The organism is Actinomadura sp. NPDC048032 (assembly GCF_040653175.1).
Taxonomy (GTDB): Bacteria; Actinomycetota; Actinomycetes; order Streptosporangiales; family Streptosporangiaceae; genus Spirillospora; species Spirillospora verrucosospora.
On sequence record NZ_JBEZJP010000011.1, the window covers coordinates 32,029 to 47,677 of the forward strand.

Sequence of the window (15,649 nt, forward strand, 5' to 3'; positions counted from 1 at the left end):
GATCATGCCCCCGAAGGGAAAGGAACACGGAGCGTCACCATGGCGACCATGGAGCGGGGCAACACGCAGAATGCCAGGGCGCGACCCGAGTCCGAGGAGGCGCGTGAGCACGATGACACTCATGAACACGATGACATTCGTGAACTCGATGAGACGCGTGAGCACGATGACCAGCCCCCGGTGAAGGAGCGGCTGGAGGCGAGCGCCGCCGCGGCGATGCTCGACGATCCGAAGATCCGGCGCTGGGCGTACCGGATCGGCGCGGCGGTCGTCGCCGGCGCCGCCGCCCTCGCCCTGACCAGCTGGCGGCTCGGGCTGACGGTCGCGGTGCTCGTCGTCATCGGCGACTACGTGCGGCAGTCCCGCAAGAGCTCCACCGTGACCGCCTGGCAGAAGTCCTCGGCGGCGGAACGGCGCACCGAGCGGCAACTGAAGTCCCTGCGGCGCAACGGATACCTCGTGCTGCACGCGCGGGCGGTCCCCCGCGACGACGAGGGCGTCAGCGACGGGCGGATCGACCACCTGGTCATCGGGCCGAGCGGCGTCTACGCCATCGACTCGGAGAAGTGGGACAAGCGCCTCCCCGTGCGCACCATGTCCCACCTCAAGCTCTTCCACGGCCCCTTCAACAAGAAGGACCGGCTGGACGAGGCGCGCTGGGAGGCCCAGATGGCGAGCATCATCCTCGCCGAGCGGGTCGGCTTCGACGTGCCGGTGCAGCCCTCCGTGGCGATCTACGGCCCGTCCATCCCGTGGAAGGTCATGCGGGTGCGCGACGTCGACGTCTACGCGGGCAACCGGGCGCGCTCGTACCTGCGCCGCCGTCCGAAGATCCTCACCGAGAGCGACGTGCAGCGCATCTTCCAGGCGGCCGAGGACGCTCTGCCGCCGAAGTACCCCGACTGAGGCCGAGGGCGGCCCCGTTCCGGGCCGCCCGCCGCAAAGCCGGGACACCGTCGTCCCGGCTTTTTTCCTGCCCTCCTGCGGTTGGTAGCATCGAAGGCCACGGGCCGGCCCGGGCGCGACCTCCGCTGAGCCGGCGGCAGCGCCGCGACCCGCCGCTGCGCGTATCCCTTCCAGGCGACCCGCCCGCCCACGCCGAACCATGCGCGGCCCGTCGTCCCCGCACGTCCCAGGTTTGGAGAGGTCGAAATGCCACCGCTCAGGTCACGCACGGTCACCCATGGCAGGAACATGGCGGGCGCCCGCGCGCTCATGCGGGCCAGCGGCGTGGAACGCGAGGACTTCGGCAAGCCGATCGTCGCGGTGGCCAACAGCTTCACCCAGTTCGTGCCCGGCCACGTCCACCTCGACGAGGTCGGCAAGGTCGTCGCCGGCGCCGTCCGGGAGGCCGGCGGCGTGCCCCGCGAGTTCAACACGATCGCGGTCGACGACGGCATCGCGATGGGCCACGACGGCATGCTGTACTCGCTGCCCTCCCGCGAGGTGATCGCCGACGCGATCGAGTACATGGTCAACGCGCACTGCGCCGACGCCCTGGTCTGCGTCTCCAACTGCGACAAGATCACCCCGGGGATGCTGCTGGCCGCGCTGCGCCTGAACATCCCGACCGTGTTCGTCTCCGGCGGCCCGATGGAGGCCGGCAAGCCCGTCGAGGGCGTCATGGGCGGCAACAAGCTCGACCTGATCGACCCGATCATCGCCTCGGCCGACGCCTCCCTGCCGGAGGACAAGCTGCTGGAGATGGAGGAGAGCGCCTGCCCGACCTGCGGTTCCTGCTCGGGCATGTTCACCGCCAACTCGATGAACTGCCTCACCGAGGCGATCGGGCTGGCGCTGCCCGGCAACGGGACCGTCCTCGCCACCCACACCGCCCGCCGCCGCCTCTACGAGGACGCCGGCCGCACCGTGGTCGAGATCGCCAAGCGCTACTACGACGGCGACGACGAGTCCGTCCTGCCGCTGAACATCGCCACCCGCGAGGCGTTCGAGAACGCCATGGTCCTCGACGTCGCGATGGGCGGGTCCACCAACACGATCCTGCACCTGCTCGCCGCCGCCACCGAGGGCGGCGTCGACTTCGGGCTCGCCGACATCGACGCGATCTCCCGCCGCGTCCCGTGCGTCTGCAAGCTGGCCCCCGCCACCGCCAAGTACCACGTCGAGGACTGCCACCGTGCCGGCGGCATCCCGGCCCTGCTGGGCGAGCTGAACCGCGCCGGCCTGCTGAACGCGTCGGCCCACTCGGTCCACTCCGCGTCCCTCGACGAGTTCCTCGCCAAGTGGGACGTCCGCTCCCCCGACGTCCTGCCGGAGGCCGTCGAGCTGTTCCACGCCGCGCCCGGCGGCGTCCGCAGCACCTCGGCGTTCTCGCAGAGCGCCCGCTGGGAGTCGCTCGACCTCGACCGCGAGAACGGCTGCATCCGCTCCGCCGAGCACGCCTACACCGCCGACGGCGGCCTGGCCGTCCTGCGCGGCAACATCGCCCCCGACGGCGCGATCGTCAAGACCGCCGGAGTGGACGAGGAGCTGTGGACCTTCACCGGCCCCGCCGTCGTCTTCGAGTCGCAGGACGACGCCGTCGAGGGCATCCTCGGCGGCAAGATCAAGGCCGGCGACGTCATCGTGATCCGCTACGAGGGCCCGAAGGGCGGGCCCGGCATGCAGGAGATGCTGTACCCGACGAGCTTCCTCAAGGGCCGCGGGCTCGGCAAGGCGTGCGCGCTGATCACCGACGGCCGGTTCTCCGGCGGCACGTCCGGGCTGTCCATCGGGCACGCCTCCCCCGAGGCCGCGGGCGGCGGGATCATCGCCCTCGTCGAGGACGGCGACCGCGTCGTGATCGACATCCCGAACCGCGTGCTGGAGCTGGACGTCCCGGCCGACGAGCTGGAGATCCGCCGCGAGAAGCTGCTCGCCGACCTCGGCGGCTACCGGCCCCGCGACCGCCACCGCCCGGTGAGCGCCGCCCTGCGCGCCTACGCCGCGATGGCCACGTCCGCCTCGACCGGCGCCGCGCGCGACGTCTCCCAGCTCGACCACCTCAACGGCTGAGCGGTTACCTGGCGGGTAATCGCGCTCATTCCCCGCTTGGGGCAAAGTGGTGGGTGTCGGGCAGACCAGCCCGGCCCCACCACTGAAGGAGACCGCGATGACCGCCTACGCCCTTGCCCACATGACCCCCCAGCCGCCGCTGCCCGAGGACGTCTTCGTCTACATGGAGAGCATCCAGGAGACCATGGACCCGTTCGGCGGCCGGTTCATCGTGCACGCCAGCGAGACCGAGGTGGTCGAGGGCCCGTTCGACGGCGCCTACGTCATCATCGAGTTCCCCGACATGGACAAGGCCCGCGACTGGTACAACTCGGACGCCTACCAGGCGATCGCGGCGAAGCGCAGCGACCACATTCCCGGACACCTCGTGCTGCTCCAGGGCGTCCCGCGGGACTACGACGTCGCCGCGACCGGCAAGGCGCTGCGCGCGGCCCAGGCCGGTTGACCGGTCAGGCACTGACCGGTCGGCAACAGAGCAGGTCGGCGGTCAGGAGCAGCAGCCTCCGCCACAGCAGCCCCCGCCCCCGCTCGGCGGGGGCTGGGGAGCCCCGCCGCGGGAGGAGCCGGTGACGGCGACCGTGGACAGGAGCTTGACGGTGTCGTCGTGGCCGTCCGGGCACGGGGCCGGGTCGGACGCGTTGATCATCGGGCGGGAGACCTCGAAGGTCGACCCGCACGCGCGGCAGCGGTAGTCATAGCGAGGCACGCCCCCAGGATACGTCCCCCCGGTGTGCGCGTCAGGCCGCGGGCTCGGTCACATAGGCGGCCCACTGCGGGTCGCCGTCGTTGACGAGGCCGATGAGCCGCCAGTGCGCGCCCCTCGGAACGGCCGGGGTGACGCTGAGCGTCCAGCCCAGCTCCGACAGCAGGCGGTCGGCCTTGCTGTGGTTGCACGTCATGCAGGAGGCCACGCAGTTCTCCCACACGTGCTGGCCGCCTCGGCTGCGCGGATGGACGTGGTCGATCGTCTCGGCGCGGCGCCCGCAGTAGACGCAGCGGAAGTTGTCGCGGCGCATCAGCGCCGCGCGGGTCAGGGGCACGCGGGTGCGAAAGGGGATGCGGACGTAGCGGCGGAGCCGGATGACGGACGGGATCTCGACCGTCATCGTGGCCGAGTGGAGCACGGCACCGGAGGTGTCGTGATGGACGATCTCCGCCTTCTCGCGAAGCACGAGGCAGACCGCCCTCCGCAGAGGAAGCGTGGTGAGGGGTTCGTACGTCGCGTTGAGGAGGAGGACCTGTCGCATCAGACGCCCTCCGCCGGGCCGCGTTCTGCGTTCGCCTCGGTGGTCGCGGCGCAGCGCGCCTCCCACCGAGGCCCGATTATCGTCTCCGGCACCTGCGCACTCGCCATGAGGACCTCCCCAGGGGCGAACCGACCAGAATCAGTGTGGCGTCTGAGGGAGGTCGTCCGCTACCCCAATAATCCCCATCCGCACACCGCTCGAACACGGAACCCGCGGGGAGTACCGGGGCGGGCAGCGCTAAACGCCCAATAAAGTGCATCCATGACGCCGTATCCGTCCGCGCAGCGCCAGGACATCGTCGAGGACATCCACGGCCACCGGGTCGCCGACCCCTACCGCTGGCTGGAGGACCCGGACAGCGCCGAGACCGCCGAGTGGCGCGCCGCGCAGGACCGGCTCTTCCACGAGACCATCGACACGCTGCCCGGCCGGGACGCCCTGCGGGCCCGCCTGCTCGAACTGCTCGGCGCGGGAAGCGTCGGAGCCCCCGTGTGGCGGGGCGAGCGGCGCTTCTTCACCCGCCGCTCCGCCGACCAGGAGCACCCGGTGCTCTACACCGTCGACCCCGACGGCTCCGAACGCGCCCTGGTCGACCCCACGGCCCTCGACCCCGCCGGGACGACGACGCTGGACGGCTGGCAGCCCGACAAGGAGGGCCGCCTCCTCGCGTACAAGGTGTCGACCGGCGGCGACGAGGAGTCGCTGCTGTACGTCATCGACGTCGCCACGGGCGACCGGGTGGAGGGGCCCATCGACCGGGCCCGGTACTCCTCGGTGGCCTGGCTGCCGGGCGGCGAGGCGTACTACTACACGCGCCGCCTGCCCGTGGAGGACGTCCCGGCGGGCGAGGAGCAGTACCACCGCCGCGTCTACCTGCACCGCGTCGGCACCGAACCCGACGCCCACGACGTGCTGGTCTTCGGCGACGGCCTGGACAAGACCAACTACTACGGGGTCGGCGTCAGCCGCGACGGCCGCTGGCTCACGATCTCCGCGTCGCAGGGCACCGCGCCCCGCAACGACCTGTGGATCGCCGACCTGACCGCGTCCGCCCCCGAGGCGCCCGCGCTGCGGGCCGTGCAGGAGGGCGTCGACGCCTCCACCGGCGTCCACGTGGGCCGCGACGGCCGCGCCTACGTCTTCACCGACCGCGACGCGCCCCGGTCACGCCTGTGCGTCGCCGACCCGTCCGACCTCTCCTACGGGACGTGGCGGGACCTGCTCCCCCAGGACACCGAGGCCGTCCTGACCGACTTCGCGATCCTGGACGACCTGGAGCGCCCCGTCCTGCTCGCCGGGTGGACCCGCCACGCGATCAGCGAGATCACCGTCCACGACCTGGCGTCCGGGGAGCGGCTCGGCGCCGTCCCGACCCCCGGCCTCGGTTCCATCGGCGGCATCGTCGAGCGGCCCGAGGGCGGGCACGAGGCCTGGTTCGGCTACACCGACGGCGTGACCCCCTCCTCCGTCCTGCGCTACGACGCGCGCACCGGCGAGACGACGCCGTGGGCGTCCGCGCCGGGCACGGTCGACGTCCCCGAGATCGAGACGCGCCAGGTCGTCTACACCTCCCGGGACGGGACGCAGGTGCGCATGCTCGTCTCGTCCCGTCCGGGCCTGACCGGGCCGCGCCCCGCGATCCTCTACGGCTACGGCGGGTTCAACATCTCGCTCACGCCGTCCTACTCGGCGAGCGTCCTCGCGTGGGTCGAGGCCGGCGGCGTCTACGCGGTCGCCAACCTGCGCGGCGGCTCCGAGGAAGGCGAGCAGTGGCACCGCGCCGGCATGCGGGACCGCAAGCAGAACGTCTTCGACGACTTCCACGCCGCCGCCGAGAAGCTGATCGCGGACGGCCTCACCACGCCGTCCCAGCTCGCGATCTCCGGCGGCTCCAACGGCGGCCTCCTCGTCGGCGCCGCCCTCACCCAGCGCCCCGACCTCTACCGGGCGGTGGTGTGCTCCGCGCCGCTCCTGGACATGGTCCGCTACGAGCGCTTCGGCCTCGGCCAGACCTGGAACGACGAGTACGGAACGGCCGACGACCCCGAGGAGTTCGGCTGGCTCATCGGCTACTCGCCCTATCACCGCGTCAGCCCCGGCACCGCCTACCCGGCCGTCCTGTTCACCACGTTCGGCAGCGACACCCGCGTGGACCCCCTCCACGCCCGCAAGATGTGCGCCGCCCTCCAGCACGCGACCACGTCCGAAGCCCCGATCCTCCTGCGCGACGAAGCCGAGGTGGGCCACGCCGCCCGCTCGGTGACCCGCTCGGCCGACCTCACCGCCGACACCCTCACCTTCCTGGCCGCCCAGACCGGTCTCGTACCTATGGCAGTGCTCTCCTCCTTCGGGCCCGGAGGCCCTCCATCGTCGAGAACTGCGGGCGATCGCTGCATCGCTCCGACTCGCCTTGGCGGCTCGCTTCGCGATCAGGTTCTCGCTCCGCTCGAACCTGCCTTCGGACGCGATCGCAACCATTGAGGTTGTTGCGTGGTTGCGGTGGTGGTTGAGGTTGGTGCAGTTGGGGGTGCTGGGGCGCGCGGGGGGTGTGGGGTGACCGCGTGGCCTTCTAGACCACGGCGCATCGCCGGACAAGAGCCCGGTTCCGGCGGTGCGCCGTGCTTCGGGGTTGGCGGGAGGGGCGCTGGGAACCGAAGTGGTCCTATCGGCAAGGGATAATGCGAATATGCGATTGTCCGCCCGGGTCGACTACGCGCTACGCGCCTCCGCCGAGCTGGCGGTCGCCGGGAGCCATCCGGTGACCGCGGTCCAGCTCGCCGAGGCCCAGCAGATACCGCCCAAATTCCTGGAGAACATCCTCGGCCAGCTGCGGCGGTCCGGGCTCGTGCGGAGCCAGCGGGGGCCCGAGGGCGGCTACTGGCTGGCGCGTCCGGCCGAGCGGATCTCGATGGCCGACATCATCCGCGCCATCGACGGGCCGCTGCTCGGCGTGCGGGGCGAGCGGCCCGAGCACGTGGGGTACGAGGGGCCCGCGCGGTCCCTGCAGGAGGTGTGGATCGCGCTGCGCGCCAGCGAGCGGTCGATCCTGGAGCAGGTCACGCTCGCGCACATCGCCGCCGGCGAGCTCCCGCCGTCCGTCCAGAAACTGACCGAGGACCCGTCCGCCTGGGAAAGCCCCTCCCTGATCTGACATGCCCGAGGGCGACGTCGTCTGGCTGACCGCCCGGCGCCTGCGGGAGGCGCTGAAGGGGCGGGTGCTGACGCGCTCGGACTTCCGCGTGCCGAGGTACGCGACGGTCGACCTGCGCGGACGGACCGTCCTGGACGCGATCTCGCGCGGCAAGCATCTCCTGGTGCGGGTGGAAGGCGGGCTGACCGTCCACACCCACCTGAAGATGGAGGGGCGCTGGCAGATCCGCAGGGCCGGGCCCCCGCCGCGCGACCACCGGGTGCGGCTCGTGCTGGCGAACGCGGAGTGGCAGGCGGTCGGGTACTCGCTGGGGGTGGTCGAGTTGCTGCGCACCGACGAGGAAGCCGCAGCGGTCGGGCACCTCGGGCCGGACCTCCTCGATCCGGCGTGGGGGCCGGAGCTGGCGGCCGAGTCCGTCGCGCGGCTGGCGGAGGAGCCGGAGCGGGCGATCGGAGAGGCGCTGCTCGACCAGACGAGGGTCGCGGGAATCGGCAACGTCTACAAGGCCGAGGTTCTGTTCCTGCGGGGCGTGAACCCGTGGACCGCCGTGCGGAACGTTCCCGACATCTTGGGGCTTGTGCAGCTCTCTCACCGCCTTCTGGAGGCCAACAAGGAGCGGCACGGCCACATCACGACCGGTGAGCTGGGGCGCGGCCGGGAGCACTGGGTGTACGGGCGCGCCGGACGTCCGTGCCGCAGGTGCGGAACCCGGATCGAGCGGGCGGAGCAGGATGAGCGGGCGACCTTCTGGTGCCCGCACTGCCAGCCGGTCGGCGCCCGCCCTGCCCCCTGAGTCCAGGGCGGGTCGCCGCCTTTCCGGGTCGCCGGATCCTGCGCCCTTGCGCAGAGCCTGCGCCGGTCCGTGTTCCAAGTCAATTCTCGGGTTTTGTTGGACTTCCCCAAGGTCTAGCTTGGGTGGGTGACTTTGGACGATCTCCGTGTGTTCGTGGCGGTCTGTGCGGCGGGGAACCTGAGCGCGGTGGCGCGGGAGCTGTCGTGCAGCCAGTCGGCCGTCAGCCAGCACGTCAAGCGGCTCGAACGCGAGACCGGGCTCGTGCTGCTGGAGCGGCGGCCGCGCGGGGTGGCTCCGACCCGCGCGGGACGCGTCCTTCACGAGGCGGCGCGGGAGGGGATCGCCGGGCTGGACGCCGCGCTGCGCCAGCTCGACGATCTTCGGCGGGGGGGGGGGGGCACCGTCCGGGTCGCGACCGGGGCCACGACCGTGCGGCATTTCATGGCGGCGGGGGTGGCGGAGTTCCGGGACCGGCACCCCGACGCGGCGCTCCAGTTCGAGACCGCCGGGTCGAGCCGCCGGTGCCTGGAGGCGGTCCGGTCGCACACGGCGGATCTGGCGTGGGTGACGATCGGGCCGGCGCTGGAGGGCGTCGAGCAGCGGGCGTCGTGCGAGCTGCCGTGGGTGCTCGCCGTGCACGCGGACGATCCGCTCGCCTCGCGGGCGTCCGTGGTGCTGGGCGAACTGGCCGCCATCCGCTACATCGAACTGCCCGCGCACTCGACGTCCCGCGTCCATCTGGAGATGCATCTGGAACGCCACGGAGTGCGGCTCGCGTCGACCACGAGCGTCGCCGACTGGGACACCGCGCTCCTGCTGGCCGAACTGGACCTCGGCCAGGCCATCCTGCCCGCGCTGCCCGGATGGGGAGCGGGGCCGGGAGACGTCCGGCTGGTTCCGATCCCGGAGCTGCCGCCGCTCACCGCCGGATGGGCGGCGCGCCGCTGGGACGCCCTGAGCCCGCTCGCCGTCGAGTTCGCCGAGACCGTCCTGGCGCATCTCTGATCAGCGGACGGTCACCCGCCCGTTCGCCACGGTCAGCACCACCTGCGGGGGGCCTTCGCCGCAGTGGGGGCCGTTGGGGAACGTGGCTTTCGGTGTGACGTCGAGGCGCTGGGTGAGGGAGGTCCGGCCCTTCGCGTCGCGCAGCTTGAGGGTGATGTCGACGGGCTCCTTGGGGAGGCCGGGGAGCCGCGCGAAGCCCGACTTGCCGCCGTCCGGCGACGCGGAGGCGCCGCAGACGGCGTCGGGGCCGTCGCCCTCGCAGCCGGTCGAGACGGCCTTCGAGGTCGGCGCCAGCTCGATCCGGGGGTCCTGGCACGTCCCGTTCCAGCACGCCCGCAGGGAGGCGGCGGCGACGCGGGAGCCGTCGGGGACGACCAGGTTCACGCCGGCCTCGGATCCGATCATCGTGCAGGGACGGCCCGCGCCGTCGCTTCCGGAGCCGCAGGCGGCCAGCGCGAGCAGGGCGGCGGCGAGCGGCAGGGCTCGGGAGAGTGCGTGCATCCCTCATAATCCGCAGATCGCGGATCGAAGCGGGGCGGAACGCAGAAAACCCCGGTCCTCGCCGGGCGGCGGGCCGGGGTCTTCGCCGGTGGGTCAGGTCTGCGCCTGGAACATCCAGTGCTGCTTCTCGAGCTCGGCGGTGATGCTGATGAGCAGGTCCTGCGTCACCGGGTCCGGCTCGTCGGTCGCCTCGATGCGCTCCCGGAACCGCGCGATGATCTGCGCGAGGATGTCGGTGATCGCGGCGACGACCTTGTCGTCGGCGAGGTAGCCGGCCTCCAGCTGCGGGATCGTCGTACGGTCGGCGACCGTGCGCACGCGGCCGTCGGGGTTCGCCCCGATCGCCACGGCGCGCTCGGCGACGTCGTCCTGGCCGCTGCGGGCCAGCGCGACGATCTCGTCGAGGTGCTCGTGGACGACCTTGAAGTTGCGTCCGGTGAGGTTCCAGTGCGCCTGCTTGGCGACCAGAGCGAGATCGATCAGATCGATGAGAGCGCCCTGCAAAGCGTCCCCGGCGGCCTTCAGTGCCGCGTCGTTGAGCGGGCTCTTGACCGACGCCATGAACGGGCTCCTTCCGCATCGTTACGGTTATCCGTTACAACACGGGAAGCTCCCCGGGAATGCCGAGTTCATGCCGTGAGGCCGCGCACACCCGCGACCCCGGGTCGGGGCATGAACGCGCCGGAAACGGTCAGGCGGCGACCATGTCGGCGCGAAGCTCGCCGGTGATCTCCTCCGGGGTCTCCGGAATGCTCTCGGCGGAGATGCGCTCGTGCTCCGGCGCACCCGCCATGACGGGCTCGTGCTGCAGCTCGGCGAGGGCAAGCTGATCCGCGACTTCCCTCAGCACATGCGACAGCGGGACGCCCAGGGCCTTGCAGATAGAGGACAGCAACTCCGAAGAGGCCTCTTTCTGACCCCGCTCGACCTCGGAGAGGTAGCCGAGTGACACCCGCGCTGCCGCGGACACCTCACGGAGGGTGCGTCCCTGGCGCAGCCGCAGCTGCCGCAGTACGTCACCGAGCAGCTGGCGAAGCAGGACCATCGTCTCGCTCCCTCCCTCAGTTCGGACCATCTGCCGGTTCCACCGTACCCGCCTTGGCGGCGGCGGTGGCAGACCGTTGATTTCGTGTTCGCTCGCAACGTAACGCTGTAATCAGCCCCGATCTTCCCGATCTGCCCGAGCCTCTCCGCTCCCGTCGGCGACGTCAAGTCCCAGCAGCCGGCGTCTCAGCAGCTCAAGCGCGTGCACGACGGTCATCCGGCGGATCACCGCACGGATCTCCGGCCCCGTCCCGGGCACCGGGAGTTTCGGTCCGACCACCGTCAGCGATTCTCCAGGTCCGGCCAGGCCGATATAGACCGTTCCCACGGGACGGCCGTCCTGCGGATCGGGGCCGGCGACGCCCGTGACCGCGAGCCCGTACGTCGCCCCGACCGCGTCCCGGACGCCCGCGGCCATCCCGGCGGCCACGTCCGGGTGGACGGCCCCGTGCTCGGCGAGCAGGTCGCCCGGGACGCCGAGCAGCCTCTGCTTCAGGTCGGTCGCATAGGTCACCATGCCGCCCGCGTAGGTGCCGGACGACCCCGGCGTCGCGGTCAGCTCGGCGCCGATGAGGCCGCCGGTCAGCGACTCGGCCGTGGCGACGGTCTCGCCCCGCTCCAGGAGCAGCCGGTGCACGACCAGGCCGAGCGACTCGTCGTCGACCCCGTAGACCGACGGGCCGAGCAGCTCCCGGACGCGCGACTCCACGTCCGCCAGCCGCCCGGCGGCGTCCCGGCCGGCCACGGTGATCCGGATCTTCACCTCGGCGGGGTCGGGCAGGTAGGCGAGCTTCACCCCGTCCATCGCCTCCACCTCGGCCAGGCGGGTCGCGATGACCGACTCCCACAACCGGGCGGTGCGCAGCGTGCGGCGCGCGACGGACGGCAGCCCGGCGACCTCCGCGAGCTCCGGCAGGACGACCTCGTCCATGATCGTGCGCATCTCGAACGGCACGCCCGGCAGCGCGTAGGCGACCCCGCCGGGCAGCTCGACGCGCAGGCCGGGAGCCGAGCCGGCGGAGTTGGCCAGCAGCCGCGCGCCCTCGGGGACGTCCGCCATGCGCAGCGCCATCGGCTGCAGCTCGCGGCCGGCCCGCGCGACCCGCTCGCGCAGCCGCCGCTCCAGCTCCGGGTCGCGGACCAGGGCGACGCCCGCCGCCTTGGCGAGGGCGTCGCGCGTCACGTCGTCGTAGGTGGGGCCGAGCCCGCCGGTCGTGATGACCGCGTCGGCCCGGTCGAGCGCGGACTCCACCGCCGCGACGATCACGTCGAGCTCGTCGCCGACGACCACGCTGCGGGTGACCTCGACGCCGTGGTCGGCGAGCCGGCGGCCGAGCCATGCGGCGTTCCCGTTGATCGTGTCGCCGAGGAGCAGTTCGTCCCCCACGGTGAGCAGTTCGACCCGCATCGCGTCCCCATCCGTCCCCGCCGCGCGGGATCCGCCGCCTCGCGCGAGCGTCCCCGAATCTACCGGCGCGGGCCCGCGACGGGCCCGGCGGATCGCCGGTTCACCGGAAAAACCGACCGAATGAGGACGCCGCCGGATCCCCGCCTTCACACCCGCCCCACCGGCATAACGCTTTTCCGTCGTCGCGAAATGAGACGGCCGCGTTTATGTCCGCCGAGCCCGGACCGCGCCGGACGCTGCGCGCGGCCGGGACGCCGCCCGGGACGCGCATCGTCGCAGCACGTCATCGGCTCCGGCCGCCGACAATGGCGAGAAGCGCAGGTCACATTGTGAGTCAAAACTCATTCCGCCGATTCGTGCACGGGGACGCCGGCAGGGATAATCGAAAAGCGCGGGGGCGCCCCTAAAGCGGGGCCGCGGGGCCACGACCGGGGTGGGCGTGGTCCCGCGGCCCACCTAATCCCGCGCCAGCCGGCGCAGCACGGTTCCGCAGCGGCGGGCATAGGCCCGCTGGAACACGCGCCCGAGCGGGCCGGCCAGCCTCGCGGCCGCCGTCGCCGGACGGCTGAAGGCCGTGACCGTCAGCCACACGTCGCCCTCGTCGTCCAGGTGCACGACGAACGACTCCTCCCCCGACTCCGGGTGGCCCGGGAGCGTGCCGTACGCCCATCCGGCGTAGCGCTCCTCCTCCCGCGTCCACACGATCCGGCAGGGCGCCTTCAGGCGCAGCGGCCCGGCGCCCAGCCCGACCACGACGCTCACCCCGGGTGCGGCGCGCGGCGCCGACGCCTCCACCCGGACCGGCAGCGCCCGGTGCATCCAGAACTCCATGACCGCGTCCGCGGCGTTCCGGAAGGACGCGGGACCCCGCCCGACGAGCGTCCGCTGCCGCATGTGCCGGTACCCGGCCGGGCGTTCGGCGTCACGCGTCGCGCCGACCTCCGGGTAGGTGAAGTCCTGCGCGGTCATGCCCTCGGCCTCCAAGCTGACGTATCCGCGTCAAGTATCGCCCGTACGCCTGGCCACCCGGGCGGCCGGTCCGTAACGTCCGACGCATGATCGCCGTTGTCGCCGCCCTGAACGTCTTCCCGGTCAAGAGCGCGGGGGCGGCCCCGGCCGCCGAAGCCGAGCTCTCGCCGGACGGGTTGCGCCACGACCGGGAGTTCATGCTCGTCCGTCCTGACGGGCGGCACCTGTCGCAGCGAGAAGTCCCCGAGCTGGCGCTGCTCCATCCCGCGTTCGACGGCGTGAAGCTCGTCGTGCACACCGCGCTCGCGCCCGCGCCCCTGATCTGCGTGGCGGCGGACGGCCCCGCCCGCGACGTCACCGTGCACCGCCGTCCGTGCCGGGGAGTGGACCAGGGCGACGAGGCGGCCGGCTGGTTCTCCGAGACCCTGGGACTCCCCTGCCGGCTCGTCCGCTTCACCGGGACGCGCCCCACAGCGCTCGGCGGCGGCACCCTGACGTACGCCGACGGCTACCCCGTCTCGGTGCTGTCGGAGGAGTCGCTCGACGACCTGAACCGGCGGATGGGCGCCCGCCTCCCGATGGCGCGCTTCCGTACCAACATCGTCCTGCGCGGGCTCGGCCCCTACGGCGAGGACTCCGTCACCCGGCTGCGCGGCGACCAGGTGGACATCGAGCTCGTGAGGCCGTGCGGCCGGTGCGTCATCGTCAACACCGACCAGGACACCGCCCGGCGGTCCCCCGAGCCGCTGCGCGCTCTCGCCCGGTACCGCGCGGAGCGCTTCGACGGCGCCCGCGAGATCATGTTCGGAAGGCTCGGCGTGCCCCGCGCGCTCGGCGCCCTCCGCGTGGGCGACGAGCTCACCGCCTCCTGACGGCTCGCGACGCGCCCTTGCTCAGGAGGTCTCGTCGGACGTGCGGCGCATGCGCCAGGCCTGGACGACGTAGTCGATCCCGGTGACGACCGTGACGACGAGCGCCGCGCCCATCGTGACCCAGCGCAGGTAGTCCAGGGGGCCCGGGAGGATGTAGAAGCCGATGGCGAAGACCTGGAGCGTCGTCTTCAGCTTGCCGCCCTTGCTCGCCGGGATCACGCCGCGGCGGATGACGACGAACCGCATCACCGTGATGCCGATCTCGCGGACGAGGATGGCGGCGGTCACCCACCACCACAGCTCGCCCATCGCCGACAGGCTGATCAAAGCCGCCCCGGTGAGCGCCTTGTCCGCGATCGGGTCGGCGATCTTGCCGAAGTCGGTGACGAGGCCGCGCGCCCGGGCGATGTCGCCGTCGATCTTGTCGGTGATCGAGGCGACCGCGAACACGGCGAAGGCGGCGAACCGCCAGCCGGTGCCGTCCAGGAAGAACAGCCAGACGAAGAGCGGCACCAGCGCGATCCGCAGGAGCGTGAGCGCGTTGGCGATGTTCCACACGCCGGCCTGCGGCGGATCCGGCGTGCCCGCGACCGGCTCGGGCGTGCCGGCGATCACGAGACGTCCGCGACGAGGTCCACCCCGTCGCTGCCCACTACCCGGGCCTCCACGATGTCGCCCAGCGCGAGCCCCTCGCCGCGGACCAGGACCGTCCCGTCCACCTCGGGCGCCTGGTGCTCGGCGCGGCCCTCGAAGCCGCCGTCCCGCGCCCCGTCCCCGGCCTGGTCGGCCTTGTCCTCCAGCAGGACGCGGACCACGGAGCCGACGCGGTCCTCGGCGCGCTGCGCGGTCAGCTCCTCGGCGAGGCCGGACAGCTCCTCCACGCGGGCGGCGACGTCGGCCGGGTCGAGCTTGCCGTCCAGGTTCGCGGCCTCCGTGCCCTCCTCGTCGGAGTAGCCGAACACGCCGACGGCGTCGAGCCGGGCTGCGGACAGGAACTCCACCAGCTCCTCGAAGTCGTCGTCGGTCTCGCCGGGGAAGCCGACGATGAAGTTGGAGCGCACGCCCGCCTCCGGAGCCAGCGCCCGGATCTGGTCCAGCAGCCCGAGGAACCGCTCCCGGTCGCCGAACCGGCGCATGGAGCGCAGCACCGGGCCGCTCGCGTGCTGGAAGGACATGTCGAAGTACGGCGCGACGCCGGGCGTGCCGCAGATCGCCTCGATGAGGCCGGGGCGCGTCTCGGCGGGCTGCAGGTAGCTGACCCGCACCCGCTCGACGCCGTCGACGGCGGCGAGCTCCGGCAGCAGCTTCTCCAGCGCCCGCAGGTCGCCGAGGTCCTTGCCGTAGGACGTGGAGTTCTCGCTGACGAGGACCAGCTCGCGGACGCCGTGGTCGGCGAGCCAGCGCGCCTCCTCCAGCACCTCCGCGGGCGGGCGCGACACGTACGCGCCGCGGAACGCGGGGATCGCGCAGAACGTGCAGCGCCGGTCGCAGCCGGACGCCAGCTTCAGCGGCGCGACCGGGCCGCCGCCGAGGCGCTGGTCTCCAGGATGCCGAAGCGCCGGATGTACGGGAGGTTAATCGCCGCGCCGCCGCGTGCAAACCTGGACCAATGCGCGGACGGCGGTGCAGGTCAGCGCACCACCT

16 protein-coding genes and 1 pseudogene are annotated in these 15,649 nt (G+C 72.5%); 8 read left to right on the plus strand and 9 right to left on the minus strand.

What is annotated here, in order from left to right; genetic code table 11:
• The first annotated feature begins 180 nt into the window (after positions 1 to 180).
• From AB0C69_RS03235 to AB0C69_RS03245, 3 genes are all read left to right on the plus strand, one after another.
• A complete protein-coding gene (locus AB0C69_RS03235) occupies positions 181 to 906 on the plus strand; it encodes a nuclease-related domain-containing protein (protein ID WP_345175746.1) in 726 nt (241 codons plus the stop codon).
• 246 nt (positions 907 to 1,152) lie between these two features.
• A complete protein-coding gene (ilvD, locus tag AB0C69_RS03240) occupies positions 1,153 to 3,015 on the plus strand; it encodes a dihydroxy-acid dehydratase (protein WP_360349114.1) in 1,863 nt (620 codons plus the stop codon).
• A gap of 97 nt (positions 3,016 to 3,112) precedes the next feature.
• Positions 3,113 to 3,460 (plus strand): DUF1330 domain-containing protein, encoded by a 348-nt coding sequence (locus AB0C69_RS03245; protein WP_360349117.1) that lies wholly within the window; start codon positions 3,113 to 3,115, stop codon positions 3,458 to 3,460.
• Between the two features lie 42 nt (positions 3,461 to 3,502).
• Here the strand turns inward: AB0C69_RS03245 and AB0C69_RS03250 are convergent, their stop codons facing one another.
• Positions 3,503 to 3,721, minus strand: coding sequence for a zinc ribbon domain-containing protein (locus AB0C69_RS03250; protein WP_360349120.1), 219 nt, complete (start codon positions 3,719 to 3,721; stop codon positions 3,503 to 3,505).
• Between the two features lie 31 nt (positions 3,722 to 3,752).
• Positions 3,753 to 4,262: an HNH endonuclease gene (locus tag AB0C69_RS03255; RefSeq protein ID WP_345175751.1), complete on the minus strand. Its 510-nt coding sequence runs from the start codon at positions 4,260 to 4,262 to the stop codon at positions 3,753 to 3,755.
• 261 nt (positions 4,263 to 4,523) lie between these two features.
• On the opposite strand from AB0C69_RS03255, the gene AB0C69_RS03260 reads away from it, so the two are divergent.
• The 4 genes from AB0C69_RS03260 (at position 4,524) to AB0C69_RS03275 (ending at position 9,211) form a co-directional block, all read left to right on the plus strand.
• Positions 4,524 to 6,743, plus strand: a complete 2,220-nt coding sequence (locus tag AB0C69_RS03260) for a prolyl oligopeptidase family serine peptidase (protein ID WP_360349123.1) — start codon at positions 4,524 to 4,526, stop codon at positions 6,741 to 6,743.
• 205 nt (positions 6,744 to 6,948) lie between these two features.
• The gene (locus tag AB0C69_RS03265) at positions 6,949 to 7,413 is read left to right on the plus strand and encodes an Rrf2 family transcriptional regulator (protein ID WP_345174280.1); all 465 of its coding nucleotides are present in this window, start codon (positions 6,949 to 6,951) and stop codon (positions 7,411 to 7,413) included.
• 1 nt (position 7,414) lies between these two features.
• Complete coding sequence (locus tag AB0C69_RS03270) at positions 7,415 to 8,206, plus strand: DNA-formamidopyrimidine glycosylase family protein (protein WP_360349126.1); 792 nt, start codon at positions 7,415 to 7,417, stop codon at positions 8,204 to 8,206.
• A gap of 126 nt (positions 8,207 to 8,332) precedes the next feature.
• The gene (locus AB0C69_RS03275; protein WP_360349129.1) at positions 8,333 to 9,211 is read left to right on the plus strand and encodes a LysR family transcriptional regulator; all 879 of its coding nucleotides are present in this window, start codon (positions 8,333 to 8,335) and stop codon (positions 9,209 to 9,211) included.
• Here AB0C69_RS03275 and AB0C69_RS03280 read toward each other — a convergent pair whose 3' ends face one another.
• The 5 genes from AB0C69_RS03280 to AB0C69_RS03300 all read right to left on the minus strand — a co-directional run bounded on the left by AB0C69_RS03280 (position 9,212) and on the right by AB0C69_RS03300 (position 13,133).
• Positions 9,212 to 9,712 carry a hypothetical protein gene (locus AB0C69_RS03280; RefSeq protein ID WP_360349132.1) on the minus strand — a complete coding sequence of 167 codons (501 nt, stop codon included), beginning with the start codon at positions 9,710 to 9,712 and terminating at the stop codon, positions 9,212 to 9,214. It abuts the gene before it with no gap.
• A 93-nt stretch (positions 9,713 to 9,805) separates the two neighbouring features.
• Positions 9,806 to 10,273 carry a DNA starvation/stationary phase protection protein gene (locus tag AB0C69_RS03285; protein ID WP_345174272.1) on the minus strand — a complete coding sequence of 156 codons (468 nt, stop codon included), beginning with the start codon at positions 10,271 to 10,273 and terminating at the stop codon, positions 9,806 to 9,808.
• Between the two features lie 130 nt (positions 10,274 to 10,403).
• Positions 10,404 to 10,757 (minus strand): helix-turn-helix transcriptional regulator, encoded by a 354-nt coding sequence (locus tag AB0C69_RS03290; RefSeq protein ID WP_089313015.1) that lies wholly within the window; start codon positions 10,755 to 10,757, stop codon positions 10,404 to 10,406.
• Between the two features lie 111 nt (positions 10,758 to 10,868).
• Positions 10,869 to 12,164: a CinA family nicotinamide mononucleotide deamidase-related protein gene (locus AB0C69_RS03295; protein WP_360349137.1), complete on the minus strand. Its 1,296-nt coding sequence runs from the start codon at positions 12,162 to 12,164 to the stop codon at positions 10,869 to 10,871.
• 456 nt (positions 12,165 to 12,620) lie between these two features.
• Positions 12,621 to 13,133 (minus strand): DUF1990 domain-containing protein, encoded by a 513-nt coding sequence (locus tag AB0C69_RS03300; protein ID WP_360349140.1) that lies wholly within the window; start codon positions 13,131 to 13,133, stop codon positions 12,621 to 12,623.
• 86 nt (positions 13,134 to 13,219) lie between these two features.
• On the opposite strand from AB0C69_RS03300, the gene AB0C69_RS03305 reads away from it, so the two are divergent.
• On the plus strand, positions 13,220 to 14,005 hold the full coding sequence (locus AB0C69_RS03305) for an MOSC N-terminal beta barrel domain-containing protein (RefSeq protein WP_360349143.1): 786 nt from the start codon (positions 13,220 to 13,222) through the stop codon (positions 14,003 to 14,005).
• Positions 14,006 to 14,026: 21 nt separating this feature from the next.
• Here the strand turns inward: AB0C69_RS03305 and pgsA are convergent, their stop codons facing one another.
• A complete protein-coding gene (pgsA, locus tag AB0C69_RS03310) occupies positions 14,027 to 14,620 on the minus strand; it encodes a CDP-diacylglycerol--glycerol-3-phosphate 3-phosphatidyltransferase (protein WP_345174265.1) in 594 nt (197 codons plus the stop codon).
• Positions 14,617 to 15,540: pseudogene (locus AB0C69_RS03315) on the minus strand (MiaB/RimO family radical SAM methylthiotransferase); the annotation flags it as partial. The pseudogene AB0C69_RS03315 and the gene pgsA, both read right to left, overlap by 4 nt.
• Between the last annotated feature and the right edge of the window lie 109 nt (positions 15,541 to 15,649).